This window comes from Bacillus sp. RO1 (assembly GCF_012524115.1).
In the GTDB taxonomy this organism is placed as follows: domain Bacteria; phylum Bacillota; class Bacilli; order Bacillales; family Bacillaceae_I; genus Sutcliffiella_A.
On the sequence record NZ_JAAZWB010000022.1, the window covers coordinates 1 to 24,347 of the forward strand.

Consider the following 24,347-nt stretch of genomic DNA (forward strand, 5'->3'; position numbering starts at 1 on the left):
AAAAGAAGAAACATTGTCCTCATAGGGAGCGAATGAACCCCTGAGCCGCTGAAAAATAAGAAACATTGTCCTCATAGCTTTCGAAAAGTCAAAAAAGCTCCACCCCGAACTCCCCATGAGCAAAAAATTGGACGGACAACCACCCTGTTATATAGGATAGTAACTGGGAATACTTTTTAAGGTATTCTGTAATTATATATCTAAAATCGGATGAAAATAGGGTTATTATAAAATGCAGCAAATGAGTTAAAGGAGTGGGCAACATGACAGAAGAAAAAATTTATGATGTGATTATTATAGGAGCTGGACCTGCTGGAATGACATCTGCGGTTTACACGTCTCGTGCGAATTTAAGCACATTGATGATTGAGCGCGGAATGCCTGGCGGACAGATGGCGAACACAGAGGAAGTAGAAAACTATCCTGGTTTCGACCACATCCTTGGACCTGAGCTATCAACGAAAATGTTCGAGCATGCGAAGAAATTCGGTGCAGAATATGCATATGGCGACGTAAAAGAAGTAATCGATGGAAAAGAATATAAAACAGTTAACGCTGGCAGCAAGTCTTACAAAGGTCGTACGGTCATAATTTCAAGTGGTGCGGAGTACAAAAAGATTGGTGCGCCTGGAGAGAAAGAGCTTGGCGGACGCGGAGTTTCCTACTGTGCGGTATGTGACGGCGCGTTTTTCAAAAATAAAGAATTAGTGGTTGTTGGTGGAGGAGACTCTGCTGTAGAAGAGGGTGTGTATCTGACTCGCTTTGCTTCCAAAGTGACGATTGTTCACCGTCGCGATGAGCTTCGTGCACAAAAAATCCTTCAGCAACGTGCTTTTGACAACGAAAAAATTGACTTCATCTGGAGCCACACCGTTAAAGAAATAAACGAAAGAGATGGCAAGGTTGGCAGTGTGACACTTGTCAGCACGAAAGATGGCGAAGAGCAAGAATTCCAGACTGATGGAGTTTTCATTTATGTGGGAATGCTTCCGCTGACAAAACCGTTCTTGAACCTTGGGATCACAAACGATATGGGTTACATCGAAACAAATGAGCGTATGGAAACCAAAATCCCTGGTATTTTTGCAGCGGGGGATATCCGTGAGAAGACTTTACGTCAAATTGTTACAGCAACAGGTGACGGAAGCATCGCCGCTCAAAGTGCTCAACATTATATAGAAGAGCTTGTTGAGGAGTTAAAGGCGAACGCGTCAAAATAATGGGTAAATGGTTACGGTAGTTGGGTATGTCGAACTATAAAGGGCATTGTCGAAATATCCCTTTAACCAAAACGTAACTACGCCTTAACCCATCTGTAACAGCTTTGAAACAATAATCGGTTATTATATAAATAGTAATTGACCCCCTTTTATAAATATAGTGGATGACACGGGTTCCCTTTTTCCCGTGTCCTTTTTTTATGTCTTTTTTAGGAGGACGTGAAGTGCTATGATATACTCTAAAAGTAAAGCGCTTACAAGCCATTAACCAAAACTGGAATCGATACCTGTAAGAAATCCTGACACACAGTTTGCTAATTTGTAGAACTTTACTGTGTCTTAATCAATACTTTTGCTGTAAAATAAAAAATGATACACTTGGCTAGTTTTAAAATTAATACAAACTCACCTATAGATTGCAGTGCAAGGTGTGAGACTCCTCGAAGATGTTAGCGCATTTTCTTCGTGCGATGAATTGCTGCCGTGGCCTTCCTTGTCCTAAGAAAGATAGCGGTAGCTTGAGACCCCTGAAGCGTTGTGAGGAGGCTCAAGCACCGCCCCTAGGAAAGCGAACACCAGGAACGGAAATCTATAGGAGTTAATAGAAAAAGCACAACCAGCCAAGCTCAAAAGGGGTTGTAACCATGCAAAGAGTAACAAATTGTGTGCTAGTGAAAGATGACCAAGTGCTACTATTGCAAAAGCCACGTCGTGGATGGTGGGTTGCACCTGGTGGAAAAATGGAGCACGGTGAATCAGTCAAAGATTCCGTAGTGCGCGAATATCGTGAAGAAACTGGTATTTACTTAAAAAATCCTGCCCTTAAGGGTGTTTTTACATTTGTAATAAAAGAAGGCAAGGATATTGTATCCGAATGGATGATGTTCACATTCCTTGCAACGGAGTACGACGGACAAAATGTAAAGGAATCAGAAGAAGGAATAATTGAGTGGCATAAGCAGGAAGACATTGCAAAGCTTCCAATGGCACCTGGCGATTTCCATATTCTCGATTACCTAATAAAAGGATCTGGCATGATTTTCGGTACTTTTACTTATACGCCGGACTTTGAACTGTTGTCCTACCGTCTTGATCCAAACTGATTAGACAAAAAAAGGGAGTGGAAGATACATGAGTACAGGTACGAGCAGTGATGTAGAATTAGTCATTATCACTGGTATGAGTGGAGCAGGAAAAACAGTGGCCATTCAGAGTTTAGAGGATCTGGGGTTTTTCTGTGTTGATAATCTGCCGCCGACTTTGCTTCCAAAATTTTTGGAGCTGATGGAAGAGTCGGGCAATAAAATGAATAAAGTGGCGTTAGTAATGGATTTACGTGGCCGTGAATTTTTTGACAGTCTGTTTGAAGCGCTGGATGATATTTCTGAATTGTCTTGGGTAACGCCGCAAATTTTATTCCTTGATGCCAAGGACTCTGTTCTTGTGACACGTTATAAAGAGACGAGAAGAGCGCATCCATTGGCGAAATCAGGTCTGCCGCTTGAAGGAATTGAACATGAGCGCGAGTTGTTAGAAGAGTTAAAGGGCCGTGCCCAACTGATCTTGGACACTTCCAACTTAAAGCCACGTGAACTTAGAGAGAAAATCCTCAAACAATTTGCCACACACTCCAAACAAACTTTTAAATTGAATGTCGTTTCCTTCGGGTTTAAATATGGACTTCCTATTGATGCAGATCTTGTGTTTGATGTACGCTTCTTACCAAATCCCCATTATATTGACCATATGAGACCGATGACAGGGCTTGATGAAGAGGTTTCTTCCTATGTGTTGAAGTGGTCGGAAACACAGAAATTTGTAGAAAAGCTAACGGATTTGTTAACCTTTATGCTGCCTTACTACAAGCGAGAAGGGAAGAGTCAGCTAGTCCTTGCTATCGGGTGTACGGGAGGGCAGCACCGTTCTGTGACCTTGGCTGAGTATTTTGCCAAGCATTTCAAGGATGAGTATGATACACTCCTAACACACCGAGATATTGAGAAACGAAAGGGTAAACACTGATGAGACGTCAAAAAGTGCCTAAGATCGTCATCATAGGAGGGGGAACCGGGCTGCCTGTTTTACTCAGGGGCCTCAAGCACTATGATGTAGATATAACTGCAGTGGTAACAGTTGCCGACGATGGAGGAAGCTCTGGAAGATTGCGTGATGAACTTCACATCCCACCTCCTGGAGATGTCCGAAACGTGCTTGCCGCCTTATCGGATGTGGAACCTTTGATTGAGGATCTCTTCCAGCACCGTTTTGCAACTGGTAACGGACTTTCAGGGCACTCACTCGGTAACCTCTTGCTTGCAGCCATGACTACTATCACAGGTGACTTTGTCCATGCCATCCGCGAGATGAGCAAGGTGTTGAATGTTCGAGGAAAGGTCCTGCCTGCCGCCAACCAAAGTGTTATTTTACATGCGGAAATGGAAGACGGATCCATTGTTACAGGAGAATCCAAGATCCCGGCTAACGGGCAGAAAATAAAGCGGGTGTTCCTCACCCCTGATAAAGTGGAGCCTTTGCAGGAATCAGTTGACGAGATAGAAAAGGCGGATCTAATCATTGTTGGACCTGGAAGTCTCTACACAAGCATTCTTCCAAATCTACTTGTCCCGAAGATAGGAGAGGCTGTGTGTAACGCACATGCCAAAAAAGTGTATATATGTAATGTTATGACGCAAGCAGGTGAAACGCTTGAATACACGGCAAGTGATCATGTTAAGGCACTCTATGACCACCTAGGTTGCCGTTTTATGGATACCATTCTTGTTAATGAAGAAGATATTCCTGAAGATATTGCTATTCGCTATAAAAAAGAACTTGCTACACCTGTAGTGTATGATATTGCTGCTTTGTCTAATTTGGGACTTGAAATAGTTCATGATAAAATCATCCGATACGAAGATGGAGTGATTCGTCATGACACTCAAAAAGTAGCGGCATTATTGTACTCCATGATAAAACTTGACGAAAACTAGTTGCAAACGGATGCATTGCTGGTGGTAGGGGATAATGTTTGAACACCTCGCATACACCTAGTAAATTCACAATGGAGGTGAAATCAATGTCCTACGCTTCTGAAACGAAAAAAGAATTAACGACCATAGAAACAAAAGATTGTTGCGTCAAGGCGGAACTTGCGGCGCTGATTCGAATGAACGGGTCTTTGTCCTTTTCAAACCGCAAACTGATTTTGGATATACAAACCGAAAACGCGGCTATTGCTCGCAGAATCTATACGTTAACAAAAAGGATTTATGATGTGCGTGTCGAATTGCTTGTACGAAAGAAGATGAGATTAAAGAAGAATAACGTCTATATCGTTCGTTATGCCGAGCAAGCTCATTATATTTTGGATGAGTTAAAAATCTTGAAGGATGGTTTCACCTTCGTTCGTGACATATCAGAAGAGCTGATCAGCAAAAAATGCTGCAAGCGATCTTATTTGCGAGGTGCCTTTTTGGCAGGTGGTTCGGTAAATAATCCAGAAACGTCTTCCTATCATCTTGAAATCTTTTCTCTCTACCATGAACATAACGAATCTTTATGTGAACTGATGAATATGTTTCACTTAAACAGTAAAACATTGGAGCGGAAAAAGGGCTATATCACATACCTGAAAGAGGCCGAAAAGATTGCTGAATTCTTAAGCATCATCGGTGCCCACCAAGCATTGCTAAAGTTTGAGGACATCCGAATTGTACGTGATATGCGTAATTCGGTTAATCGTCTTGTGAACTGTGAAACTGCTAACCTCAATAAAACGATTGGTGCTGCGATCCGCCAGGTGGAAAATATCCGCTTTATTGATAGCACGGTCGGGCTAAGTATTTTGCCTGACAAGCTTCGAGAAATTGCGGAACTGCGAGTCACCTACCAAGATGTAACGTTGAAAGAGCTTGGGGAAATGGTGTCGAGCGGGACAATCAGCAAATCTGGCATCAATCACCGACTACGAAAAATAGATGAGATTGCCGATAAACTACGAGCAGGAGAATCTGTTAAATAAGACTGGAGAGAGTCACTTTTTATCGAGCTGACTCCATCCAGCAACTATACATTAGATAGAGGAGGAATAATAATGGTACAAAAACAAGTGGATGTTCGTTTGAAAACTGGATTACAAGCACGCCCGGCGGCACTTTTCGTACAAGAAGCCAATCGCTTCTCAAGTGAGGTTTTCTTAGAGAAAGACGGGAAAAAGGTAAATGCGAAGAGTATCATGGGCTTGATGAGCTTAGCTATCAGCACGGGTGCTACGATCACATTGATTGCTGATGGACATGATGAAGAGGATGCAATCGCTGCGTTAGCAGAGTACGTACAACAAGAGAACTAAAAAACCGGGTCTCCCCTTGATGGGAAACCCGGTTTTGTTTAGGTGTCTGTTACAAATCGCTGTTGCTTTACGCAAAATGCTTCGCTTTCCGCGGGGCGGCCTTGAGCCTCCTCACAACGCTTCAGGGGTCTCAACAATGCCGCTACTCCCCAGCAGGAGTCTTCGCATTTTGCTCCAATCAACAGCTGAAAATTATTAGTTATTGTTTCTGATTACTTTGTCGATTAGTCCGTATTCTAGAGCACGGTCGGCAGTCATGAAGTTGTCGCGGTCTGTGTCACGGGAGATCACTTCGATTGGCTGGCCAGTTTGCTCGGATAGAATCGTGTTAAGTTTTTCGCGTAGGAACAAGATTCGTTTAGCCGCAATCTCAATTTCCGTTGCTTGACCTTGTGCTCCACCAAGTGGTTGGTGAATCATGACTTCACTGTTAGGTAGCGCGAAACGCTTGCCTTTAGCTCCAGCTGCAAGCAAGAATGCTCCCATTGAAGCTGCCATACCTACACACATTGTGCTAACATTCGGCTTAATGAAGTTCATTGTATCGTAGATAGCCATACCAGCTGTGATGGAACCACCTGGGCTGTTGATATAAAGAGAAATATCTTTATCAGGATCTTCCGCTGCCAAGAATAGAAGCTGAGACACAATGGAGTTAGCCACATTGTCATCAATTGCACTTCCAAGCATGATGATACGGTCCTTTAATAGACGGGAGTAAATATCGTACGCGCGCTCCCCACGACTTGTTTGTTCAATAACTGTAGGAATTAAGTTCATCTCACTTTTCCTCCTTTAAATTTAAGTTTTCAATCGACATAGGCTCCTATGTAAAAATGGGAAAACCTTCAGCGAACCTATACCAATTAGTAAGTATTACTAAATCTTTATGTACTTTTATCATACATACAAGGTCAAGAATGGTCAAATAAAAACCATCGCAAATACCCCCATTTTTCCCCATGTAATAATCATATCCAGTATGGGGTGGGATTAAACTTTAAACTGTGTTACCAAACTCTTTATTATAAAAAGTTAATTCCTATCCTGATGCGACTTCCTATTGCTCGACTCTCGACAATTGGTGTATAATTTGGTATATTAGTAAAGTTCCATTTGCAGCGTGCGCTCGTAGCTCAGGGGATAGAGCGGTGGTTTCCGGTACCGCGTCATGCGGGGGTTCGAATCCCTCCGAGCGCGCCATTACTACGTTAATTGGAAAAAATTTCGTTTGAAACGTAATCTTGAAACATGCTATAGTATTACTTGTAACGGACAAGCGCCGTTATCTCATATTATCTACTCACCCAGTGTCGGCACACTGGGTTTTTATTTTGCTTAAAAGGCATTCCGGTTTCTTGAAGGAAATGTCTTTTGTTCTACATAATCGTTTTGGCGAACATTATGAGTTTTGGATCAAAAAATGGGATAACGGAAAGTAAATTACCCCTAATGGAAAATATATTAGTCCTAACGGAAAATATTTTAGGCCTAACGGAAAATAAACATCCTCTAGCCCCCTTTACAAGCAAATCCCACTCCCAACTTCAGCAACATTTCCACCAAAACTAAGTATGACAACCGGAATACCATAATAAAATAAAATAATTAACTACCACCGTCAGTATAAAGCGCACCCTTCGACATCAATGGAGAAATTCCTGCCGGGGTCTGACCCCAAAAGTGAATTATAGGAAGATTTTAAAAGCTTACAAGTTCCCAAAAGTCATGTAGAATATAGGTAGAGACAGGATTTAAGTTTGGCCGGAGGAGGGTTGGATGTATGAAGCAGTCAGTTGGTTTGTATCAGGAGCAGTCGTTGAGGCTTGCGATGACGCAGGAGTTGAAGCAGGCGATAACGTTGTTGCAGTATTCGACATTGGAACTGGTGGATTTCCTGAAGGAACAGTCGCTCGAGAACCCGCTTATGGATCTGAAGGAGCCCACCGTCCATAGGGAACTTGCTTCTTCCCGTGTGCAACGCTTAAAACCAAAGAAGATTGGAACGACCACCACACAGACCTTTTCCATTGAAAATTTCAGTAAACATGGTGAAACGTTACATCAATATATTGAACAACAATTGCTGGACACTCCTATGAATACCGAAGAAAAACAACTTGCAAAGCGCATCATTGAATATATGGATGAGAATGGCTATATTCAAGAAAAAACAGATGCCATTGCGGAACAGCTTAAAACTAGACAAGAAAACGTATCAAAAGTTCTGAACAATATTAAACAATTAGAGCCAGCGGGCATAGGAGCAAACAATTTACAAGAATGCCTTTTGCTTCAACTGAGAAGAAAATCTCACCGGAACGAAGTGGCTGAAGTTATTCTAGAAAATGATTTTACACTTTTTGCAGAAAAAGCGTGGAAGACACTCGCAAAGAAATATGAGATTAGTTTGAAAGAAATACAGATGATACATGACGAAATTGTTAAACTCAATCCGCGACCCGGAAACAGGTATGAAACAATCGAAAAGCCGAAATATATCACCCCTGACCTAATTGTTCAAAGACACCAAAATCATTTTATCGTGTCATTAAACGAAGAAATCATCCCGCAAATCAAGATAAATAAGCAGTATGAAGCCAAACTTAAAAGTAAAAACGAACTGGAATCTTACTTGCAAGAAAAGCTGCAGCAATGCCAGTGGATTGTTAAGTCAATGGAACATCGAAAACACACGCTTGTCAGAGTGATGGAAGAGATCCTCCAAGCTCAGCAATCTTTCTTTTTCAACGGACCATCATTTTTGAAACCGTTAACATTAAAGGATATCTCCACAAGGCTAGAAATTCATGAGTCCACGGTTAGCCGGGCGACAAAGGAAAAGTATGTTCAGACGCCGTATGGATTGTTTGAATTGAAGTATTTCTTCAGTCAAAGCCTCACTGGCAGACATGATGAAGAGAAATCAACCAAGCAGGTGCAGCAGTTGGTGGAAGAACTTATCAAAAAGGAAGACAAACAGAAGCCTTTATCGGATCAACAGCTGACAAACATCCTGCAAAAGCAGTATCATATAACCATCTCCAGAAGAACCGTGGCAAAATATAGAGATATTTTGAACATACCGGGATCTTCCATGAGAAAAAGGTATGATTAGAAAGGCAGATGCAAAATGAACGTACAATTTTACACAAAAGTCGATTGCCCACTTTGCGATAAAGCGAAAGCAAAACTAAAAGAGTTGCAATCCGAACTGAGTTTTACCATAGAAGAATTTGATATTTATAAAAACGACGCACAGCTAGAAAAATATCAATTGATGATTCCGGTAGTGGAGCATGAGGGAGAAATGCTTGCATACGGTCAAGTAAATAAAGAAGAAGTAAGAAAGCGTTTACTTGAAAAAATCCGCTAAACCCTAGTTGCATAAGGGTTTCACCTTTGTTACAATCAACTTGTAGCAAGGGTGATTTTTTTTACCGCTACTGGGACATAATATGTCACAGCGGGACATTTAGTGTCCAGATGATAGATGATATTTTGTCCATCAGGTAAAATACACACTCTGAAGGGGAAGCTATAATGAATCAGATTATTGAAGTACAAAAGAAATTGTTGCCTGATCTTCTTTCCATTATGCAGAAGCGATACGAAATCCTGAGATACATAAGGTTGATGCAGCCAATTGGAAGAAGGAGTTTGTCAGGCAGTCTAGGTTTGAGTGAGCGGGTGCTGAGAGGGGAAGTTGATTTCCTTAAAGCGCAGAACCTGATTCACGTCAGTGTTGCCGGCATGACATTGACGAAAGAAGGGGAATACCTCATTAAAGACCTGGAAGAGGTTATGAAAGAAGTTTCCGGTTTAAAGCAACTAGAAGCGGGAATAGAAGAAAAGTTAAGTATTACAAAAGTTGTCGTGGTTCCGGGTGACAGTGACCAATCCCCTTGGGTGAAAAAGGAACTCGGTCGTGCATGTGTATCCGCAATGCGAGAACGATTCCATGACGAAAATGTCATTGCCGTAGCCGGTGGAACGACTGTATCCTCTGTAGCGGAAATGATGACGCCTGACACGAAAAACCGTAATCTGCTATTTGTTCCAGCTCGAGGCGGTCTTGGTGAAAAGGTCCAAAACCAGTCGAACACCATTTGTGCCACCATGGCAGAAAAGGCATCTGGCGACTACAGGCTCTTGCATATCCCAGATTCGCTGAGTCATGAATCCTACCAGTCGATGATTGAGGAACCTTCTATAAAAGAAGTAATTTCCCTCATCAAAAATTCTAGTATGGTTATTCATGGAATTGGAGACGCTAAAACAATGGCAGAGCGCCGTAAAACAGCGCCGGAAAACATGCGCAAGATCGAACAAAGCCATGCGGTAGCTGAAGCTTTCGGATACTATTTCAACGAAGCCGGAGAAGTGGTGCATAAAGTTCAGACAGTTGGAATGCAACTCGCAGATTTGGAAAAGATAGAATGTGTGATTGCAGTAGCCGGCGGCGCCTCAAAGGCAAAAGCGATTCAAGCGTATCTAAAAAAAGCTCCCCACACCATCCTCATTACGGATGAAGGAGCAGCAAAAGAGTTAATTAGGGACTAACATCCCTTCTATAAAGGCTAAGTGAACCTTAGCATTTGGTCGAAGCCTTTTGCGGAGATCAAATGCGGAGTAACAAAGCCAACTAAAAAATTTCTTAGAAAAACTAAGGAGGAAATAAACATGGCAGTAAAGATTGGTATTAACGGATTTGGACGTATTGGACGTAACGTATTCCGCGCAGCACTTAAAAACTCTGAGGTAGAAGTAGTAGCAGTTAACGACTTAACAGATGCTAACATGCTTGCTCACCTTTTAAAATATGACAGCGTACACGGCAAACTAGCTGCTGACGTGAAAGTAGACGGAGACAACCTAGTTGTTGACGGCAAAACAATCAAAGTTACAGCTGAGCGCGACCCAGCGAAATTATCTTGGGGTGAGCTTGGAGTAGAAGTAGTAGTAGAATCTACTGGTTTCTTCACAAAGCGTGCAGACGCTGCGAAACACTTAGAAGCTGGAGCGAAGAAAGTAATCATCTCCGCACCTGCATCTGATGAAGATATCACAATCGTAATGGGTGTTAACGAAGACAAGTACGATGCAGCTAACCACAACGTTATTTCTAACGCATCTTGTACTACTAACTGCTTGGCGCCATTCGCAAAAGTATTGAACGACAAGTTCGGTATCAAACGTGGAATGATGACAACTGTTCACTCTTACACAAATGACCAACAAATCTTAGACTTGCCACACAAAGACTACCGTCGTGCGCGTGCAGCAGCTGAGAACATCATCCCTACAACTACTGGAGCTGCAAAAGCAGTATCTCTAGTATTACCTGAACTAAAAGGTAAATTGAACGGTGGAGCTATGCGTGTTCCAACTCCAAACGTTTCTCTAGTTGACCTTGTAGCTGAGCTTGACAAAGACGTAACAGCTGAAGAAGTAAATGCAGCGTTCAAAGCAGCAGCTGAAGGCGAACTAAAAGGAATCCTTGGTTACTCTGAAGAGCCACTAGTATCTGGTGACTACAATGGTAACCCTGAGTCTTCTACAATCGACGCATTATCTACAATGGTAATGGAAGGCAACATGGTTAAAGTTATCTCTTGGTACGATAACGAGAGCGGATACTCTCACCGTGTAGTAGACCTAGCGAAATACATCGCTGCTAAAGGACTATAATTTTTCATAGCAAATAGATATTGCTTGGATAAACCTTATCAGCATTCTATAATAAGACATGTGAAGTAGAGGGGGATTGGGGAACACACCCCTCCCTCTTTTCATGTTTTCAAAAAACAATTCCTTATAAAGGGAGGCCGTTCAAGATGAACAAGAAAAGTATTCGTGACATCGACGTAAAAGGTAAACGCGTATTTTGCCGTGTGGACTTTAACGTACCGATGAAGGACGGACAAGTAACAGACGAAACCCGTATCCGTGCAGCATTGCCAACAATCAAGCACCTAGTGGATAACGGCGCGAAAGTCTTGCTTGCAAGCCACTTAGGACGTCCAAAAGGGCAAGTTGTCGAAGAGCTTCGCTTAAACGCGGTTGCAGCTCGTCTACAAGAGCTTCTTGGAAAAGATGTAAAAAAAGCGGATGAAGCTTACGGAGATTCCGTAAAAGCCATCGTTAACGACATGAGCGAGGGAGACGTTCTTTTACTAGAAAACGTTCGTTTCTACCCTGGTGAAGAGAAAAACGATCCAGAACTTGCAAAGGCGTTCGCTGAGCTTGCAGATGTGTATGTAAATGATGCATTCGGCGCAGCTCACCGTGCACATGCTTCCACAGAAGGTATCGCCCAGCACTTACCGGCAGTAGCAGGCCTCTTAATGGAAAAAGAATTAGAAGTACTAGGAAAAGCCCTTTCCAACCCAGAGCGCCCATTCACGGCGATCATCGGTGGAGCTAAGGTTAAAGATAAAATTGGTGTAATAGAAAATCTTCTAAACAAAGTGGACAACCTGATCATCGGCGGTGGACTTGCTTACACGTTCATCAAGGCAAAAGGCTACGATGTAGGAAAATCCTTATTGGAAGAAGATAAAATCGACCTTGCTAAATCCTTTATGGAGCAAGCAAAAGAAAAAGGCGTGAACATGTACATGCCTGTGGATGTTGTTGTAGCAGATGATTTCTCCAACGACGCAAACACACAAATCGTACCTGTTGAAGAAATTCCAAGCGACTGGGAAGGCCTTGATTGCGGACCTAAATCCCGTGAAATCTACGCGGATGTAATCAAAAACTCCAAGCTTGTCATCTGGAATGGACCAATGGGAGTATTCGAACTTGATGCATTTGCTGGCGGAACAAAAGCAGTAGGTGAAGCCCTAGCAGAAGCTACCGATACATACTCTGTCATCGGTGGAGGAGACTCTGCGGCTGCTGTTGAAAAATTCAACCTCGCAGACAAAATGAGCCATATCTCAACTGGTGGAGGCGCATCCCTAGAATTCATGGAAGGCAAAGAACTTCCAGGAGTAGTGGCGCTGAACGATAAGTAATCTCTGTATAATAAAGTTTTTAGCTGGTGATTGGAGCAAAAGGCGGAGACTCCTGAGGGAGATAGCGCTAGGTGGAGACCCCGCAGGCTAGCCGAGGAGGCTCCAGCAGCGCCCCTAGGAAAGCGAAGCCATTTGCGGAAATCAACAGCGGCGTACGTATATTAGAAACTTTACAACCCCAACCCCGAAAGGATGGATACCATGCGTAAACCAATTATTGCTGGTAACTGGAAAATGCACAAAACACTCTCCGAAGCAACAAGCTTCGTAGAAGAAGTAAAAGGACTAGTTCCTGCTGCCGACAAAATTGACGCAGTAGTATGTGCACCAGCTCTTTTCCTAGAGCGACTTGTTTCAAACACAGAAGGCCGCGACCTTAAAATCGGTGCCCAAAACATGCACTTCGAAGACAGCGGAGCATTTACAGGCGAAGTCAGCCCTGTTGCACTAAAAGACATCGGTGTATCCTATGTAGTTCTAGGTCACTCCGAGCGCCGCGAAATGTTTGCTGAAACAGACGAAACGGTTAACAAGAAAACTCTTGCAGCATTCAAACACGGATTAACTCCAATCGTATGCTGCGGTGAAACACTGGAAGAGCGCGAGTCAGGCAAAACAAACGACATCGTTGGTAACCAAGTGAAGAAAGCTCTAACAGGCTTAACTTCTGACCAAGTGAAAACAACAGTTGTTGCATACGAACCAATCTGGGCAATCGGAACGGGCAAATCTTCCACAGCGGAAGATGCAAACGAAGTATGTGCGCACATCCGTAGCGTCATTGCTTCTGAATTCGATCAAGCTGCAGCTGATGCGGTACGTATTCAGTACGGCGGATCTGTAAAACCTGGAAACATTGCAGACTACATGGCTCAATCTGATATCGATGGAGCACTTGTAGGCGGAGCAAGCCTTGAGCACCAATCTTTCTTACAGCTTTTGGAGGCAGGTAAGAATGACTAAGAAACCAGTAGCACTAATCATCTTAGACGGTTTTGCGATGCGCGGTGAAACAACCGGTAATGCGGTGGCGCAAGCAAACAAACCTAACTTTGATAAATTTTGGAGCACTTATCCTCACGCGCAATTAACTGCAAGCGGGGAAGCGGTAGGACTTCCAGAAGGGCAAATGGGTAACTCTGAAGTTGGCCATTTAAACATTGGAGCCGGCCGTATTGTGTACCAAAGCTTGACCCGTGTGAATGTGGCTATCCGCGAAGGGGACTTTTATGAAAATGAGACGTTCCTGAATGCCATCAAACATGCAAAAGAAAAAGGGAAAAACCTTCACTTGTTCGGTTTGCTTTCAGATGGAGGCGTTCATAGTCACATCCAACATCTATTTGCTCTTTTAAAGCTTGCGAAAAGAGAAGGCATGGACCGTGTCTATATTCATGGATTCCTAGATGGTCGAGATGTTGCACCGAAATCTGCTCCGGAATTCATCGAGCAATTGAACGAGCAGCTTCTTGATCTTGGAGTTGGAGAAATAGCAACCATTTCTGGCCGCTATTATTCTATGGACCGTGACAAGCGTTGGGATCGTGTAGAGAAATCCTACCGTGCGATGGTGTACGGAGAGGGCCCTACTTATAACGACGCGATGGAGTGTATCAATGACTCCTATAACAACGGAATCTTTGACGAGTTCGTCATTCCATCTGTTATGACAAAAGAAGATGGCAGCCCTGTTGCAACGATTCAGGACGAAGACGCAGTTATCTTCTATAACTTCCGTCCAGACCGTGCCATTCAGATTTCTAACACATTCACCAATTCTGACTTCCGTGCATTTGATCGTGGACCAAAACATCCGACCAACCTTCAGTTCGTATGTTTGACTCACTTCAGTGAAACGGTGGATGGATATGTAGCATTCAAACCTGTTGGAATGGACAACACCTTGGGCGAAGTGTTATCCCAAAACGGCTTGAATCAGCTTCGTATTGCAGAGACGGAAAAATACCCACACGTCACGTTCTTCATGAGCGGTGGACGTGAGGAAGCTTATCCTGGAGAAGAAAGAATTCTAATTGATTCTCCAAAGGTAGCAACCTATGACTTAAAACCAGAAATGAGTGCGTATGAAGTAACGGATGCACTTTTAGCAGAAATAGCTGCAGATAAACACGATGCTATCATCCTTAACTTCGCAAACCCTGATATGGTCGGGCATTCCGGAATGCTTGAGCCAACAATCAAAGCGGTAGAAGTGACAGATGAGTGCCTAGGGAAGGTAGTCAACGCCATATTAGAAAAAGACGGCGTGGCAATCATCACGGCAGACCACGGGAACGCTGACGAAGTCGTAACGACAGAAGGCAATCCAATGACTGCCCACACAACCAACCCTGTACCAGTCATCGTTACCAAAAATGGTGTAGAACTCCGCGACGGCGGAATCCTTGGTGACCTAGCCCCAACTGTGCTAGACTTACTAGGGGTGGACAAACCAACCGAAATGACAGGAAGTTCTTTAATCAAAAAGTAATAGCTGATTTCTAGTTATAGATCGAAGTGTAAGGTGTGAGACTCCAGCGGGGAAGTAACGGTAGCTTGAGACCCCGCAGGCGCAGCCGAGGAGGCTCAAGCACCGTCCCGCGGAAAGCGAACACCTGAAACGGAGATCTTTAGCGGTGTTAAAGCAGTAAAAAATAAAAAATATCTCAATCCCAAAGGAGAGTTACAAACATGCCAATTATCTCTGACGTTTACGCACGCGAAGTCCTAGACTCCCGTGGTAACCCAACAATCGAAGTAGAAGTATACACTGAATCCGGAGCTTTCGGACGCGCACTAGTACCAAGTGGAGCATCTACAGGTGAATACGAAGCAGTAGAACTACGCGACGGCGACAAGTCCCGTTACCTTGGAAAAGGTGTTCAACAAGCAGTAGAAAACGTGAACGAAATCATCGCTCCTGAACTTGTAGGTCTTTTCGACGTACTTGAGCAAGTAGCAATTGATGAAGCATTAATCGACCTTGACGGAACAGAAAACAAAGGAAAATTAGGTGCAAACGCAATCCTTGGTGTTTCCATGGCAGTAGCGCGTGCAGCAGCTGACTTCCTTCAAATTCCTTTATACCAACACCTTGGTGGTTTCAACTCCAAAACGCTTCCAGTACCAATGATGAACATCATCAATGGTGGAGAGCACGCGGACAACAACGTTGATATCCAAGAATTCATGGTAATGCCTGTTGGAGCTGAAAACTTCAAAGAAGCTCTACGTATGGGCGCTGAAATTTTCCACGCACTTAAATCAGTATTAAGCGCTAAAGGCTTAAACACTGCTGTAGGTGACGAAGGCGGATTCGCTCCAAACCTAGGATCTAACGAAGAAGCTCTTCAAACTATCATCGAAGCGATCGAAAAAGCTGGTTACAAACCAGGCGAGCAAGTTATGCTTGCAATGGACGCTGCAGCTTCTGAGTTCTACAACAAAGAAGACGGCAAATACCACCTTAAAGGGGAAGGCGTTGTTTACACTTCTGCTGAAATGGTGGACTTCTATGAGAAGATGGCGGACAAGTACCCAATCATCTCTATCGAAGACGGCCTAGACGAGAACGACTGGGAAGGGTTTAAACTATTAACTGAGCGCATTGGAAACAAAGTTCAATTAGTAGGAGACGATCTTTTCGTAACAAACACAAAGAAATTAGCTGAAGGTATCGAGCGCAAAATCGGTAACTCCATCCTAATCAAAGTGAACCAAATCGGTACACTTACAGAGACTTTCGAAGCAATCGAAATGGCTAAACGCGCAGGCTACACTGCAGTAATCTCTCACCGTTCTGGTGAAACAGAAGACAGCACAATCGCTGACATTGCAGTAGCAACAAACGCTGGCCAAATCAAAACAGGTGCACCATCCCGTACAGACCGCGTAGCTAAATACAACCAACTTCTTCGCATCGAAGACCAACTTGGTGACACAGCTCGCTACGACGGACTACGTTCTTTCTATAACCTGAAGAAGTAATTTCTTCTTGCTAGGACCCGACTTCGGTTGGGTTCTTTTTTTGGATTCATGTGAATTCGAGCTGTTGATTGGAGCTCAAGGCGAAGACTCCGAAGGGAGATAGCGGTAGGTTGAGACCCCGCAACGAAGTGAGGAGGCTCAAGCACCGCCCCTCGGAAAGCGGAGCCTAGGGCGTAAATCAACAGCGGTGGAAATAGGAATAGCCTGCCTCTCATTTCCTCTTGTCCACCTTGTCATAATGTGGTACATTTAATATAATCAGATATGTACGTTCCGCAGGAGGTGTAGTTTACATGACGTTATTTCTTACTATTTTACTTATTATCGTAGCAATCTCTTTGATCACAGTAGTACTACTTCAATCAGGTAAAAGTGCAGGTCTTTCAGGAGCAATCTCCGGTGGAGCAGAAACACTTTTCGGAAAACAAAAAGCACGCGGCCTAGACCTTGTTTTACACCGTGCGACAGTTGTTCTATCTGTTCTTTTCTTCATTCTGACACTGTCAATTGCATACTTCGCATAATAAATAAAACCACTTTCCAAACCTGGAAAGTGGTTTTTTGCATCCAAGCTAAAAGAAGATTGGTCACTTTACGACCAAGACTTCCTTGTTCTGTTCCCTTGTTTTCTGGAGGAAAGCTTTCACCTCTTCAATAGAAATTCCATAAGCTTTAGCCAATTTCATCAGCTCTACCCACTCCAAATCCATCTCATTGTTCAAGCCTCTTTTTCCTCCTTCTTTCCCTATTTGTCTTTTTTAGAACCCTGCCATTTCTGAAACTCCATGTACTCTTTAAAGTGAATAAAGTCCTCCTTGCTCATTCCCTCTGAGATTGCCCGTTGCACCAACCGTTTCCATTCTTCATCCAGTACCTGTAGATCAGGTTTATCAGACTCCGATTCCCCGACTAACAAAAATTCCAAGTCTGTCTCAAGCGTAACGGCTATCTTATTTAAAAATTGTAGAGAGGGATTCGTCTGGATGTTTCTCTCTAAATAACTTAAATAAGACTTTGACACACCAGCCAGTTCCGAGAGTTCACTCAATGAATAGCCCTTCTTCTTTCTCAACCTCTTTAAGCGCTCACCAAGCATACTCGTCCCCTTAATAACATATGACGTATGTTCATTATATAGCACGATAAGAACTTTATAAAAAACGAAATAGTAAGAAAATAAAAGGAAATAGAAGGAAAGTATGTACTATTGTTCGATATTAAGAAAATATGAACTATTTCAAGTTTTATAATTTTAAAAAAATAGGGTAGAATAGGAGTTATTCGTTCTTTAAAAAGAACAAAGGAGGGGTTTTATGTATATGAAAGTATGTTCTTCTTGTAGCCATTCTTCTTATAGTAGCTGTCCAGAGTATGAGTGGTTTTGTCCATGCTGTATGAAAAATATTACCTTATCCAAGGGAACCTATGTAAAAGGCAACTATCAAAATGTAAATAAAACCAATAAATATAAAAAGTTAACCATATATGTTACTAAAAGTGTTCTAGATTCTACCATATAAAAAGCGCCTCCGCTAAGTAGCAATGGCGCTCGTTTTGCTTTGTAGTTTTCATTTTTCTTGATTTATCTTCCATTTATTAAACTCTAGAAATTCTCTAAATTGATCCTTTGTTACACCGGAGTCCATTGCTTCCCTAACAAGAGTGGCCCACTCTCGGTCAAGATTTTCTTTTGCTTGGGCTTCGTCTTCATCGTGTAATAGGGTATTAACAGTAACTCCCAGCACAGATGAGACTTTTTCCAAAAATTGAACTGATGGATTGGATTGAAGATTTCGTTCGATGGAGCTTAGGTATGATTTAGCCACGCCGGCTCTCTCGGCTAATTCTGACATGGACATTTTACGTTGTTCTCTATATTTTTTTATTCGTTCACCAATCATGGCTTTCACCTTCCTATCATGCCTATTATAGCATATAACGAAGGGATTGTTAGATATTTAGAACAAAAATACGTAAAAATTCGCAAAATTAGATTCTTAATGTAGAATGATTTCGATAATTGTGTAAGAAATCTCTAATTTCTGCTGAAGAAATACCCATCTCTAGTGCGCTCGTAATTAGATCAACCCACTCCTTATCCAAATTTTCTGTTATTTCTACTCTCACGTTCTTCCTCATCCTTTTTCCCTCCTAAAATACTTTGGTATTTCAGGCAGCCCAGCCATCTTAATTAGTAAAAGGATTTTTTATATCTTTTACAATCTTAGATCTGTCGACTTTGCGTCCTTGCCTTTCAGCAAGTTTGCCTTTGACTGTTGTTTCGAATCATTCGATATACAACTTTGGTATTGCTACCTTTGTCCCTCTATTTTAATTTATTATAAATTAACTTATTATTATATGTTGCTGATTAATGTCGAAAGTCTTATATTATTTTAATAAAATATATACGGGGCAAATATGTTGTTATATGTAATTTTTACGAGCATAACTTAATTTTTTGTATAATAAAATCTCCGTAATTAGTGAAATTTTATATTTAGAATGTGCATTATTTTTGTCGATTTTCTCCTACTTAACATTCATTTTTCATACTTCTTTATAGAACACCCCCTTAAATGATAACTCTTATACGTATAGATCCTGATAAACCACATTTAAAGCTATTCACTACCCATTATGGTAAAATGTTCTTTCCGGATTAATCATATCTGATATTTAATAAAAAGTAGCATATTATAAATACATGTGAAAGAAAGGATGTTCTGACGTGATGAAAGTGAAGCTGCCAAAGCCTTTTACGTTTGAAGGTGGAGATCGTGCGGTATTGATGTTACATGGATTTACTGGGAATTCGGCGGATGTGCGAATGATGGGACGTTTTTTGGAGAAGAGAGGATATACTTGCCATGCGCCACAGTATAAAGGGCATGGGGTGCCTCCAGAAGAATTGGTTCATACCGGCCCTGAGGATTGGTGGGAGGACGTGATGGAAGCCTACCAGTTTTTAAAAGATAAAGGTTTTGAAAGCATTGCGGTCGTCGGGTTGTCTCTGGGCGGAGTTTTCTCTTTAAAGTTAGGTTACACGGTTCCTGTGAAGGGTATTGTGCCTATGTGCGCGCCGATGTATATCAAGAGTGAAGAAATTATGTACCAAGGTGTCCTTGAGTACGCGCGCGAGTTCAAACGCCGTGAAGGGAAAAGTGCAGAGCAGATCCAACACGAAATGAAGGAATTTGAGAAGACACCAATGGGTACATTGAAGGCGTTGCAGGAATTGATTGCGGATGTGAGGAATAATGTAGACATGATCTATTCGCCAACATTTGTTGTACAAGCCAGACACGACAACATGATTAACACAGACAGTGCCAACATCATTTACAATGAAGTCGAATCGGACGATAAGAAAATTAAATGGTATGAAGAATCTGGCCACGTCATCACCCTCGATAAAGAACGAGAACAACTCCACCAAGACGTATACGAGTTTTTAGAGTCGCTGGATTGGTAATACTATTTGAAGAGGCTATTTAACGAAGTAACCTAGCTAGTGATTGGAGCAAAAGCGAAGACTCCTGAGGGAGATAGCGGTAGCTTGAGACCCCGCAACGAAGTGAGGAGGCTCAAGCACCGCCCCTAGGAAAGCGAAGCCATTTGTGGAAATCACTAGCGGTGTACTACAGTAATTTTAAAACCCGAAAAGGGGAGGGATATATTTAATGGAAGAAATGATTCAACAACACGTAGATAAACTACTTTCCTATATGAAAGAAGAAGCCTACAAACCACTAACAACACAAGAACTTGAACAGGCCTTCGGTATCAAAGACTCAGAAGAATTCAAGGACTTCGTAAAAGCGTTAGTATACATGGAAGATCAGGGTCTCGTTGTGAGAACTCGCAGTAACCGCTACGGCCTTCCGGAAAAAATGAATCTAGTCAAAGGAAAAGTAATCGGTCACTCCAAAGGATTTGCATTTGTCATGCCGGAAGAAGCGGATATGGACGATGTATTCATTCCACCAAACGAGCTGAACAATGCCATGCACGGTGATATCGTTCTTGTGCGCGTTAGCAGGAAGGCTGCGGGTGATTCGCGACAAGAAGGAACGGTCATCCGGATTGTTGAACGTGGAGTTAAAGAGATTGTTGGTACATATACCGAAAGTAAGAACTTTGGTTTCGTTATTGCAGACGACAAAAAAATTGCCAATGATATCTTCATCCCAAAAAGTGCCAGCAATGGTGCAGTCGAAGGGCATAAGGTTGTTGTAAAATTGGTTACTTATCCGGAAGGCCGTCTCAGTGCGGAAGGAGAAGTCATCCGCATTCTTGGTCATAAAAATGACCCTGGTGTAGATATCTTGTCTGTTATCCATAAGCATGGACTGCCTCAGGAGTTTCCGAAAGAGGTGTTGGACCAGGCGAACGCAACACCGGATGAGATTGACGAAAAAGATCTGGGTGATCGCCGTGACCTTCGCGATCAAGTGATTGTTACGATTGATGGAGCAGATGCCAAAGACCTTGATGATGCGGTAACCGTGACGAAACTGGACAACGGCAACTACAAGCTTGGCGTTCATATTGCGGACGTCACACATTATGTGACAGAAGGCTCACCAATTGATATGGAAGCGCAGGAGCGTGGGACTAGTATTTATCTGGTAGACCGCGTAATCCCGATGATTCCTCATCGTCTGTCCAACGGAATTTGCTCGTTAAATCCAAAAGTGAACCGTCTTACTATTTCTTGTGAGATGGAGTTGAATAATGTTGGGGAAGTCGTGAAGCACGAGATTTTCCACAGTGTTATTAAAACAACAGAACGTATGACATATACGGATGTGAATAAAATCCTGGTGGAAAAGGATGAGGAAGTAACGTCCCGCTACGAATCTTTGGTTCCGATGTTCCAGCTGATGGAGGAGCTGGCTGCAGTCCTTCGCAAAAAGCGGATGACTCGTGGTGCCATCGATTTCGATTTCAAAGAGTCCAAGGTGATTGTGGATGAAGAAGGGGCACCGAAAGATGTTGTCCTTCGAGAACGTTCAGTTGCAGAGCGTCTCATTGAGGAATTCATGCTTGTTGCGAACGAAACGGTAGCGGAGCATTTCCACTGGATGAATGTGCCGTTCATCTATCGTGTCCATGAGGATCCAAAAGAAGAGAAACTTCAACGTTTCTTCGAATTTATCACAAACTTTGGGTATGTTGTGAAAGGAAAAGGCAATGAGATTCACCCTCGTGCGCTTCAGGAAGTAATCGAAGCCGTTCAAGGTAAGCCGGAAGAAATGGTAGTATCTACTGTCATGCTTCGTTCCATGAAACAGGCAAAATACGATGAGGAAAGCTTGGGACACTTTGGTTTATCCACAGAGTTCTATACCCATTTCACATCACCAATTCGTCGTTATCCTGACTTGATTGTTCATCGTCTCATTCGCACCTATTTGATACAAAAGAAGCTGGATGAGAAAACACAGGAAAAGTGGAGCGACAAACTGCCTGAAATAGCTGAGCATTCCTCTAACATGGAGCGCCGAGCGGTTGATGCAGAACGTGAAACGGATGAACTTAAAAAGTCCGAATACATGCTTGATAAAATCGGGGAAGAATATGATGGCATCATCAGCTCTGTGACGAACTTCGGAATGTTCGTCGAGCTGCCTAATACAATTGAAGGTCTTGTCCATGTGAGCTATCTGACGGATGACTATTACCGCTATGATGAGCGTCATTATGCAATGATTGGAGAGCGCACAGGGAAAGTGTACCGAATAGGTGACGAGATTACGGTTCGTGTTATTAACGTAAACAAAGATGAGCGCTCTATTGACTTTGAGGTAGTTGGTATGAAGGGTACTCGCCGTCCAGATACGAAGAGTGCACCGCGTGTCATCCAGAGTGAACGTAAAAAGCCAGCCAAAGGTCGCAGTCAGAAGCGTAAAGATGAAAGCAATATCGATGACTACACATTTGAAATTGGTTGGACGACGCAAGGTCCTGGCAAGAAGAAAAAGAAAAACAAGAAGTTCTTTGAGAATGCACCGAAACAGAAACGAAAAAAGAAAAAGCGCTAAGCTTTTTCCATTCAAAGAAGGGTCTTTTTCACAAAGGAAGGCCCTTCTTTCTTGTAGAGGTCGGGTGGATTTGGTAAAATATTCACTACGCCTTATTAGAAAGAAAGGGGGAAACATCTATGCCAAAAGGGGAAGGCAAGGTCATTAGTACCAATAAGAAAGCCAACCATGACTATTTCATCGAGCAGACCTATGAAACAGGTATGGTTTTACAAGGTACTGAAATTAAATCCATGCGAGCTGGCCGAGTAAACTTGAAGGATTCCTTTGCACGAGTGCAAAACGGCGAAGTGTTTTTGCATAACCTGCATATCAGTCCTTATGAGCAAGGAAACCGTTACAACCATGATCCGCTGCGTACTCGCAAGCTGCTTCTTCACCGTAAACAAATCAATCAGCTGATTGGTCTTACTAAAGAAGAGGGATATGCCTTGGTTCCTTTAAAAATCTATCTTAAAAACGGCTATGCCAAGCTATTGATAGGATTAGGAAAAGGTAAAAAGAAATACGACAAGCGTGAAGATTTGAAGAAGAAAGAAGCGAAACGTGATATAGAGAGAGCGTTCCGTGAACGTCAAAAGGAATAGTATAGTTTAATTTACAGTAACTTACAATTGCAAAGTGATCTGTATGTGCTATAATATAGTTGTCGCTGATAGACAGAGCGATGCATTGATAATTGAATAGCCAACACATTGGCTTGATTATCTTTCCCGTAGAAACCTCGTGTTTTTGCTCTTTGTTGATTTAAACTTCAACAGAGACATTTATTATCGAGGGGACGTTACGGATTCGACAGGGATAGTTCGAGCTTGGGTTGCGAGTCGGGGGGATCGTCCTCGTCATCAACGTCAACGCCAATAATAACTGGCAAAGAAAACAACAACTTCGCATTAGCTGCCTAATAACAGTCTGATGCGGTTCCTCCCTCCATCGCCCATGTGGTAGGATCAGGGACTCACTCTTAGTGGGCTACGCCGGAGATCGCCGTCTGAGGTCAAAGGAAGAGAATAACCAGACTAGCTGCCAGGATGCCAGTCAATAGGCGGAACGGTTAGCGAAATACTAATATATTGACTACACTCGTAGATGCTTAAGTGGCGATGTTTCTGGACGTGGGTTCGATTAATTATTAGTCGCCTTGTATGGCAACATACAAGTGAAAATCTGGCTTTATCGGTGAAACCTAAGTCGTATTTCTTTTACGATAAGGCAATGCCGAGCGGTATGTGAAGTAATTCAACAGCCGTGTATCGACTCATAGGTTGCCACAACAGTGGTAATACTAGGATGCGGAACTGCTAGTTGCAGTAGCAACTAAAAATTTTAGTCCGCATAATACGCCAGAGGACCTCAGCTTGGAGGTTCAAGATATAGTCAGTGCCATGACGAAAGCATGGAATTGCACGTCCCACCGTCTCCATATTAAATAAACCGCACTTTTTAAAAGTGCGGTTTTTCTTTTTATCTAAAGTTTAAAAAATGTTTCTTCGAAAATAGCCTTTTTTACCCTTTCTTCCTCATTATACTTCCCATTTCTCTTGGTTACTAATTCATAATTATCTAAAATGTATTTAGCTCTTCTTTTTTTAAGCTCTGTTAAACACCGCTGTTGATTTCCGCACTAGGCTTCGCTTTCCTAGGGGCGTTTGGGGAGCCTCCTCGGAAAAGCGCCTGCGGGGTCTCCCCTAAACGCTATCTCCCTCAGGAGTCTTCGCCT

23 protein-coding genes, 1 tRNA gene, 1 other RNA gene and 1 riboswitch are annotated in these 24,347 nt (G+C 42.7%); of the genes, 20 read left to right on the forward strand and 5 right to left on the reverse strand.

Going from position 1 to position 24,347, the window contains the following annotated elements:
- Window positions 1–263 precede the first annotated feature (263 nt).
- The 6 genes from trxB to HC179_RS01225 all read left to right on the forward strand — a co-directional run bounded on the left by trxB (window position 264) and on the right by HC179_RS01225 (window position 5,571).
- Window positions 264–1,220 carry a thioredoxin-disulfide reductase gene (gene trxB / locus HC179_RS01200; protein ID WP_168862688.1) on the forward strand — a complete coding sequence of 319 codons (957 nt, stop codon included), beginning with the start codon at window positions 264–266 and terminating at the stop codon, window positions 1,218–1,220.
- A 644-nt stretch (window positions 1,221–1,864) separates the two neighbouring features.
- On the forward strand, window positions 1,865–2,323 hold the full coding sequence (locus HC179_RS01205) for an 8-oxo-dGTP diphosphatase (RefSeq protein WP_060665399.1): 459 nt from the start codon (window positions 1,865–1,867) through the stop codon (window positions 2,321–2,323).
- Between the two features lie 28 nt (window positions 2,324–2,351).
- Complete coding sequence (gene rapZ, locus HC179_RS01210) at window positions 2,352–3,242, forward strand: RNase adapter RapZ (protein WP_148989072.1); 891 nt, start codon at window positions 2,352–2,354, stop codon at window positions 3,240–3,242.
- Window positions 3,242–4,210: a gluconeogenesis factor YvcK family protein gene (locus tag HC179_RS01215; protein ID WP_148989073.1), complete on the forward strand. Its 969-nt coding sequence runs from the start codon at window positions 3,242–3,244 to the stop codon at window positions 4,208–4,210. Before rapZ ends, HC179_RS01215 begins: the two co-directional genes overlap by 1 nt.
- Before the next feature lie 86 nt (window positions 4,211–4,296).
- On the forward strand, window positions 4,297–5,241 hold the full coding sequence (gene whiA / locus HC179_RS01220; protein ID WP_060665402.1) for a DNA-binding protein WhiA: 945 nt from the start codon (window positions 4,297–4,299) through the stop codon (window positions 5,239–5,241).
- A 72-nt stretch (window positions 5,242–5,313) separates the two neighbouring features.
- Window positions 5,314–5,571 carry an HPr family phosphocarrier protein gene (locus tag HC179_RS01225; protein WP_168862689.1) on the forward strand — a complete coding sequence of 86 codons (258 nt, stop codon included), beginning with the start codon at window positions 5,314–5,316 and terminating at the stop codon, window positions 5,569–5,571.
- 195 nt (window positions 5,572–5,766) lie between these two features.
- On the opposite strand, the gene clpP is transcribed toward HC179_RS01225, so the two are convergent.
- A complete protein-coding gene (gene clpP / locus HC179_RS01230; RefSeq protein WP_060665404.1) occupies window positions 5,767–6,351 on the reverse strand; it encodes an ATP-dependent Clp endopeptidase proteolytic subunit ClpP in 585 nt (194 codons plus the stop codon).
- Window positions 6,352–6,696: 345 nt separating this feature from the next.
- On the opposite strand from clpP, the gene HC179_RS01235 reads away from it, so the two are divergent.
- The 10 genes from HC179_RS01235 to secG all read left to right on the forward strand — a co-directional run bounded on the left by HC179_RS01235 (window position 6,697) and on the right by secG (window position 17,104).
- A tRNA-Arg gene (locus HC179_RS01235) sits at window positions 6,697–6,774 on the forward strand.
- A 580-nt stretch (window positions 6,775–7,354) separates the two neighbouring features.
- Window positions 7,355–8,689: an RNA polymerase factor sigma-54 gene (gene rpoN / locus HC179_RS01240; RefSeq protein WP_168862690.1), complete on the forward strand. Its 1,335-nt coding sequence runs from the start codon at window positions 7,355–7,357 to the stop codon at window positions 8,687–8,689.
- Window positions 8,690–8,704: 15 nt separating this feature from the next.
- Window positions 8,705–8,947 carry a glutaredoxin family protein gene (locus HC179_RS01245; protein ID WP_168862691.1) on the forward strand — a complete coding sequence of 81 codons (243 nt, stop codon included), beginning with the start codon at window positions 8,705–8,707 and terminating at the stop codon, window positions 8,945–8,947.
- 167 nt (window positions 8,948–9,114) lie between these two features.
- Window positions 9,115–10,134, forward strand: coding sequence for a sugar-binding transcriptional regulator (locus tag HC179_RS01250; protein WP_168862692.1), 1,020 nt, complete (start codon window positions 9,115–9,117; stop codon window positions 10,132–10,134).
- Window positions 10,135–10,254: 120 nt separating this feature from the next.
- The gene (gap, locus tag HC179_RS01255) at window positions 10,255–11,262 is read left to right on the forward strand and encodes a type I glyceraldehyde-3-phosphate dehydrogenase (protein WP_168862693.1); all 1,008 of its coding nucleotides are present in this window, start codon (window positions 10,255–10,257) and stop codon (window positions 11,260–11,262) included.
- Window positions 11,263–11,408: 146 nt separating this feature from the next.
- A complete protein-coding gene (locus HC179_RS01260; RefSeq protein WP_060665409.1) occupies window positions 11,409–12,593 on the forward strand; it encodes a phosphoglycerate kinase in 1,185 nt (394 codons plus the stop codon).
- A 201-nt stretch (window positions 12,594–12,794) separates the two neighbouring features.
- The gene (gene tpiA, locus HC179_RS01265; protein ID WP_168862694.1) at window positions 12,795–13,556 is read left to right on the forward strand and encodes a triose-phosphate isomerase; all 762 of its coding nucleotides are present in this window, start codon (window positions 12,795–12,797) and stop codon (window positions 13,554–13,556) included.
- Entirely contained in the window at window positions 13,549–15,084 is a 1,536-nt protein-coding gene (gene gpmI / locus HC179_RS01270) for a 2,3-bisphosphoglycerate-independent phosphoglycerate mutase (RefSeq protein WP_168862695.1), read from the forward strand. The genes tpiA and gpmI overlap by 8 nt, the downstream gene beginning before the upstream one ends.
- 200 nt (window positions 15,085–15,284) lie before the next feature.
- The gene (gene eno / locus HC179_RS01275) at window positions 15,285–16,580 is read left to right on the forward strand and encodes a phosphopyruvate hydratase (protein ID WP_010196826.1); all 1,296 of its coding nucleotides are present in this window, start codon (window positions 15,285–15,287) and stop codon (window positions 16,578–16,580) included.
- A 293-nt stretch (window positions 16,581–16,873) separates the two neighbouring features.
- Window positions 16,874–17,104, forward strand: a complete 231-nt coding sequence (gene secG, locus HC179_RS01280) for a preprotein translocase subunit SecG (protein WP_060665413.1) — start codon at window positions 16,874–16,876, stop codon at window positions 17,102–17,104.
- Between the two features lie 63 nt (window positions 17,105–17,167).
- Here the strand turns inward: secG and HC179_RS01285 are convergent, their stop codons facing one another.
- The 4 genes from HC179_RS01285 to HC179_RS01300 form a co-directional block, all read right to left on the reverse strand.
- Window positions 17,168–17,302, reverse strand: a complete 135-nt coding sequence (locus HC179_RS01285; RefSeq protein WP_240948436.1) for an anti-repressor SinI family protein — start codon at window positions 17,300–17,302, stop codon at window positions 17,168–17,170.
- A gap of 23 nt (window positions 17,303–17,325) precedes the next feature.
- Window positions 17,326–17,676: an XRE family transcriptional regulator gene (locus HC179_RS01290; RefSeq protein WP_168862696.1), complete on the reverse strand. Its 351-nt coding sequence runs from the start codon at window positions 17,674–17,676 to the stop codon at window positions 17,326–17,328.
- 472 nt (window positions 17,677–18,148) lie between these two features.
- On the reverse strand, window positions 18,149–18,481 hold the full coding sequence (locus HC179_RS01295; protein ID WP_168862697.1) for a helix-turn-helix domain-containing protein: 333 nt from the start codon (window positions 18,479–18,481) through the stop codon (window positions 18,149–18,151).
- 88 nt (window positions 18,482–18,569) lie between these two features.
- Complete coding sequence (locus tag HC179_RS01300) at window positions 18,570–18,719, reverse strand: anti-repressor SinI family protein (protein ID WP_168862698.1); 150 nt, start codon at window positions 18,717–18,719, stop codon at window positions 18,570–18,572.
- 30 nt (window positions 18,720–18,749) lie between these two features.
- A riboswitch (cyclic di-GMP riboswitch) is annotated at window positions 18,750–18,858 on the reverse strand.
- A gap of 456 nt (window positions 18,859–19,314) precedes the next feature.
- Here HC179_RS01300 and HC179_RS01305 point away from each other — a divergent pair.
- The 4 genes from HC179_RS01305 (at window position 19,315) to ssrA (ending at window position 23,755) form a co-directional block, all read left to right on the forward strand.
- Window positions 19,315–20,055 carry an alpha/beta hydrolase gene (locus HC179_RS01305; RefSeq protein WP_168862701.1) on the forward strand — a complete coding sequence of 247 codons (741 nt, stop codon included), beginning with the start codon at window positions 19,315–19,317 and terminating at the stop codon, window positions 20,053–20,055.
- Window positions 20,056–20,263: 208 nt separating this feature from the next.
- A complete protein-coding gene (gene rnr, locus HC179_RS01310) occupies window positions 20,264–22,627 on the forward strand; it encodes a ribonuclease R (protein WP_168862699.1) in 2,364 nt (787 codons plus the stop codon).
- Window positions 22,628–22,746: 119 nt separating this feature from the next.
- Entirely contained in the window at window positions 22,747–23,214 is a 468-nt protein-coding gene (gene smpB, locus HC179_RS01315; protein WP_060665428.1) for an SsrA-binding protein SmpB, read from the forward strand.
- A 198-nt stretch (window positions 23,215–23,412) separates the two neighbouring features.
- Window positions 23,413–23,755, forward strand: a transfer-messenger RNA (tmRNA) gene (ssrA, locus tag HC179_RS01320).
- Window positions 23,756–24,347: the final 592 nt, after the last annotated feature.

Excerpts from the sequence above, each read along its gene's own strand:
- whiA (WP_060665402.1), top strand. The coding sequence starts at position 4,297 with ATGTCCTACGCTTCTGAAACGAAAAAAGAATTAACGACCATAGAAACA.
- HC179_RS01250 (WP_168862692.1), top strand. The coding sequence starts at position 9,115 with ATGAATCAGATTATTGAAGTACAAAAGAAATTGTTGCCTGATCTTCTT.
- HC179_RS01260 (WP_060665409.1), top strand. The coding sequence starts at position 11,409 with ATGAACAAGAAAAGTATTCGTGACATCGACGTAAAAGGTAAACGCGTA.
- HC179_RS01300 (WP_168862698.1), bottom strand. The coding sequence starts at position 18,719 with ATGAGGAAGAACGTGAGAGTAGAAATAACAGAAAATTTGGATAAGGAG.
- gap (WP_168862693.1), top strand. The coding sequence starts at position 10,255 with ATGGCAGTAAAGATTGGTATTAACGGATTTGGACGTATTGGACGTAAC.
- secG (WP_060665413.1), top strand. The coding sequence starts at position 16,874 with ATGACGTTATTTCTTACTATTTTACTTATTATCGTAGCAATCTCTTTG.
- HC179_RS01225 (WP_168862689.1), top strand. The coding sequence starts at position 5,314 with ATGGTACAAAAACAAGTGGATGTTCGTTTGAAAACTGGATTACAAGCA.
- rnr (WP_168862699.1), top strand. The coding sequence starts at position 20,264 with ATGGAAGAAATGATTCAACAACACGTAGATAAACTACTTTCCTATATG.
- gpmI (WP_168862695.1), top strand. The coding sequence starts at position 13,549 with ATGACTAAGAAACCAGTAGCACTAATCATCTTAGACGGTTTTGCGATG.
- HC179_RS01305 (WP_168862701.1), top strand. The coding sequence starts at position 19,315 with ATGAAAGTGAAGCTGCCAAAGCCTTTTACGTTTGAAGGTGGAGATCGT.
- HC179_RS01215 (WP_148989073.1), top strand. The coding sequence starts at position 3,242 with ATGAGACGTCAAAAAGTGCCTAAGATCGTCATCATAGGAGGGGGAACC.
- clpP (WP_060665404.1), bottom strand. The coding sequence starts at position 6,351 with ATGAACTTAATTCCTACAGTTATTGAACAAACAAGTCGTGGGGAGCGC.
- HC179_RS01205 (WP_060665399.1), top strand. The coding sequence starts at position 1,865 with ATGCAAAGAGTAACAAATTGTGTGCTAGTGAAAGATGACCAAGTGCTA.
- smpB (WP_060665428.1), top strand. The coding sequence starts at position 22,747 with ATGCCAAAAGGGGAAGGCAAGGTCATTAGTACCAATAAGAAAGCCAAC.
- rapZ (WP_148989072.1), top strand. The coding sequence starts at position 2,352 with ATGAGTACAGGTACGAGCAGTGATGTAGAATTAGTCATTATCACTGGT.
- HC179_RS01295 (WP_168862697.1), bottom strand. The coding sequence starts at position 18,481 with ATGATTGGTGAACGAATAAAAAAATATAGAGAACAACGTAAAATGTCC.
- tpiA (WP_168862694.1), top strand. The coding sequence starts at position 12,795 with ATGCGTAAACCAATTATTGCTGGTAACTGGAAAATGCACAAAACACTC.
- rpoN (WP_168862690.1), top strand. The coding sequence starts at position 7,355 with ATGAAGCAGTCAGTTGGTTTGTATCAGGAGCAGTCGTTGAGGCTTGCG.
- trxB (WP_168862688.1), top strand. The coding sequence starts at position 264 with ATGACAGAAGAAAAAATTTATGATGTGATTATTATAGGAGCTGGACCT.
- HC179_RS01245 (WP_168862691.1), top strand. The coding sequence starts at position 8,705 with ATGAACGTACAATTTTACACAAAAGTCGATTGCCCACTTTGCGATAAA.
- HC179_RS01290 (WP_168862696.1), bottom strand. The coding sequence starts at position 17,676 with ATGCTTGGTGAGCGCTTAAAGAGGTTGAGAAAGAAGAAGGGCTATTCA.
- eno (WP_010196826.1), top strand. The coding sequence starts at position 15,285 with ATGCCAATTATCTCTGACGTTTACGCACGCGAAGTCCTAGACTCCCGT.